General features: G+C 54.9%; 4 protein-coding genes. 2 read left to right on the top strand and 2 right to left on the bottom strand.

What is annotated here, in order from left to right; genetic code table 11:
* The first annotated feature begins 236 nt into the window (after positions 1–236).
* Together QVO51_RS02760 and QVO51_RS02755 are read left to right on the top strand one after the other, a co-directional pair.
* Positions 237–926 (top strand): PspA/IM30 family protein, encoded by a 690-nt coding sequence (locus QVO51_RS02760; protein ID WP_015557431.1) that lies wholly within the window; start codon positions 237–239, stop codon positions 924–926.
* Between the two features lie 16 nt (positions 927–942).
* Positions 943–1,128: a hypothetical protein gene (locus QVO51_RS02755; protein ID WP_022357141.1), complete on the top strand. Its 186-nt coding sequence runs from the start codon at positions 943–945 to the stop codon at positions 1,126–1,128.
* A 65-nt stretch (positions 1,129–1,193) separates the two neighbouring features.
* Here the strand turns inward: QVO51_RS02755 and proS are convergent, their stop codons facing one another.
* Together proS and QVO51_RS02745 are read right to left on the bottom strand one after the other, a co-directional pair.
* Positions 1,194–2,651, bottom strand: a complete 1,458-nt coding sequence (gene proS, locus QVO51_RS02750) for a proline--tRNA ligase (RefSeq protein WP_022357140.1) — start codon at positions 2,649–2,651, stop codon at positions 1,194–1,196.
* Positions 2,638–2,910 carry a hypothetical protein gene (locus QVO51_RS02745; protein ID WP_015557434.1) on the bottom strand — a complete coding sequence of 91 codons (273 nt, stop codon included), beginning with the start codon at positions 2,908–2,910 and terminating at the stop codon, positions 2,638–2,640. Before QVO51_RS02745 ends, proS begins: the two co-directional genes overlap by 14 nt.
* Positions 2,911–3,042: the final 132 nt, after the last annotated feature.

Raw genomic sequence — 3,042 nt, 5'->3', positions numbered from 1 at the left:
ATCTCCCCAAGACATCGGTAAACCTCTACTGCGTATGTCCAGCACGCAGAGTATAAAAGAACGCAGAAAAGAAAAAGGTTACTAACAAAGGTAGCACGCAGAGCATCAAAAACCGCACGAAAGGAACAGGTCACCAAAAATGCATGCCCACAAAAAAGAAAACCACTTGACAATTGGCAGGCGGATGGCTATAATAATAGTAACCCGCATGCGGGAAAATGAAGGAGGTTTTCAACATGAGTATTTTCACCCGTCTGAGCGATCTGCTCAAGGCAAATATCAACGATCTGATCGATAGAGCAGAAGACCCCGAAAAAATGGTAAAACAGATCATTCTGGATATGCAGAAGGAACTGAATAAATCCACCCAGGCGCTGGGCAAGGCTGTTGCCAGCGAGAAAATGGTGGAAAAGCAGTACAACAACGCTGTTGCCACCTCCGCAAACTGGGAGGCAAAGGCAAAGACTGCCCTGGCTTCCGGAGACCAGGAGCTTGCCAAGAAGGCACTGTCCTACAAGGTTAAGGCGGACGAGGAAGCTGCCAACTACAAGGAGATGCACGAGACCATTTCCGAGCAGACCGACGCCATCCGCTCCCAGGTTGAGGTGCTCAAGTCCAAGCTGGAGGAGGCAAAGAGCCGCCAGGCTGTGCTGATTGCCCGTTCCCAGATGGCGGAGACCCAGAAGAACCTCGCCAAGTCCATGGGCGGTTTTGACGCATCCAGCTCTCTGGATAAGTTCAACCGGATGGAGGAGAAGATCACCCGGAAGGAAGCGGAAGCCCAGGCTTACCGGGAGATTTCCGGCGTGGATACCAGCAGCCAGGATGAATTTGAAAAGCTGGAACAGGATTCCAAGGTGGACGCAGAAATGCAGCGGTTGATGGCGGAAATGGGCGCACAGGCTGCGGAAACACCGGCAGAATAAGCCGAAAGGAGTTCCTATGTCTGAACCTGCTAAGGTCATCATCGAGAAAAAGGATACCTCCGTGCCGCTGCGGTCGTTGTTGCCTGTGCTGGCAGGATTGATCTTCCTGACCGGCTCTCTGGCAGCGATCCTGTACCAGACTTTGCGGAACCGGAGCTATCACGAAACCTGGCGCAGCTATGACGACTGCGGCTGGGGTTGATTGCAACAGAGCATGAAAAAACCCGGAACATTTGTTCCGGGTTTTCTTGTATCTCCTGGTCTGAATCAATACGCCTTGCCCCAGCAAACCATATGCTTTGCCGGCTTGCCGCAGCAAACGCAGGTGTCTGCAATGTGCCGCTGCTCCATGGGGATGCACCGGGAGCCAACGCCGGTGACTTCCTTCACCTTGTCCTCGCACGCCTCATCGCCGCACCACATTGCCATGATGAAGCCGTCGCCCTTCTCCTTCAGGGCTCTGGTGATCTCCTCCAGGCTGGTGCAGTCGTAGGTGCGGTTGGTGCGGTTCTCCAGCGCCTTTGCAAACATGCCCTCCGGAATGGTCTTGTCCAGCAGCTGCTGCACGGTCTGTACCAATGTACCGTAGGCTTCATCCAGGGCAACCGGCTGCTTCTCCCCGTTGTACCGGGTGGCAACGATGCACTGGCCCTGTTCAATATCCTTGGGGCCGATCTCGATCCGAACCGGCACGCCCTTCATTTCGTATTCGGCAAACTTCCACCCGGGGGAATTGTCGGAATCGTCCAGCTTTACCCGGATGCCCTGCGCCTTCAATGCCTCTGCCAACTGATTTGCCTTCTCCAGAACCCCTTCCTTGTGCTGTGCGATGGGTACGATCACAGCCTGGATGGGTGCCACTGCCGGCGGCAGCACCAGACCGCTGTTGTCCCCGTGGGTCATGATGATGGCGCCGATGAGCCGGGTGGTCACGCCCCAGGAGGTCTGGTGGGGGTTCACCCGCTTGTTTTCCTTGTCGGTGTATTCAATGTCGAATGCCTTGGCAAAGCCGTCCCCGAAGTAGTGGGAGGTACCTGCCTGCAGCGCCTTGCCGTCATGCATCAGCGCTTCAATGGCATAGGTGGCAACGGCGCCGGCAAACTTGTCGCTTTCGGTCTTTCTGCCCTTGATGACGGGCATCGCCAGGGAGTGCTCACAGAAATCAGCGTACACGTTCAGCATCCGCTCGGTTTCCTCAATGGCCTCCTGTGCGGTGGCATGAATGGTATGCCCCTCCTGCCACAGGAACTCTCTGGAGCGGAGGAAGGGACGGGTGGTCTTTTCCCACCGTACCACGCTGACCCACTGGTTGTACAGCTTGGGCAGATCCCGGTAGGAGTGTACGATGTTGGCATAATGCTCACAGAACAGGGTCTCGGAGGTAGGCCGCACACAAAGCCGATCCTCCAGCTTTTCGCTGCCCCCCATGGTGACCCATGCCACCTCGGGCGCAAAGCCCTCCACATGATCCTTCTCCTTTTGCAGCAGGCTTTCCGGAATGAACATGGGCATGCACACGTTCTCGTGGCCGGTTGCCTTGAACATGCCGTCCAGAATATGCTGAATGTTCTCCCAGATCGCATATGCGTAGGGCCGGATCACCATACAGCCCTTGACGCTGGTGTATTCAATCAGCTCCGCCTTTTTTACAATATCCGTGTACCACTGTGCAAAATCCTCGTCCATGCTTGTGATGGACTCCACCAGCTTTTTATCCTTCGCCATTGTCTTTCTGCTCCTCATTTTCCTTCTGATTTTTGTCCTTGGGCAGGTCTGCCTCGAAAACGCCCTTGACCTTGGTGTGTTCGTCATACTGGGTATACGCCGGCTGCTTGCCCCGTTTCTTGTCGATCCACGCAGCGATTTTCGGGGTCAGCACCGTGAATACGTAGATCAGCCCCAGGATCAGAAAAAACAGCAGTGCGATTTTTCCCACCCAGAGCATGGCATCCGTTCGGCTCCATTGGTATTCCGCCTGTTCCATGTCACACACCTCCTGCCACATATACTATTATTATAGCGCATGGGGATAGGGGTTGTCAAGGCGGGTGGGGGTTGGTTTTGACTTTTCATCGACCATTTGCTTCCGGACTTGTCTTTTATGGTCTGCGTGCTG

This window comes from Ruminococcus sp. CAG:379 (genome assembly GCF_000434255.1).
Lineage (GTDB): Bacteria > Bacillota > Clostridia > Oscillospirales > Ruminococcaceae > Ruminococcus_F > Ruminococcus_F champanellensis.
The sequence above is the reverse complement of the archived record's forward strand: the minus strand, read 5'-3'. Positions and strand labels throughout refer to the sequence as shown.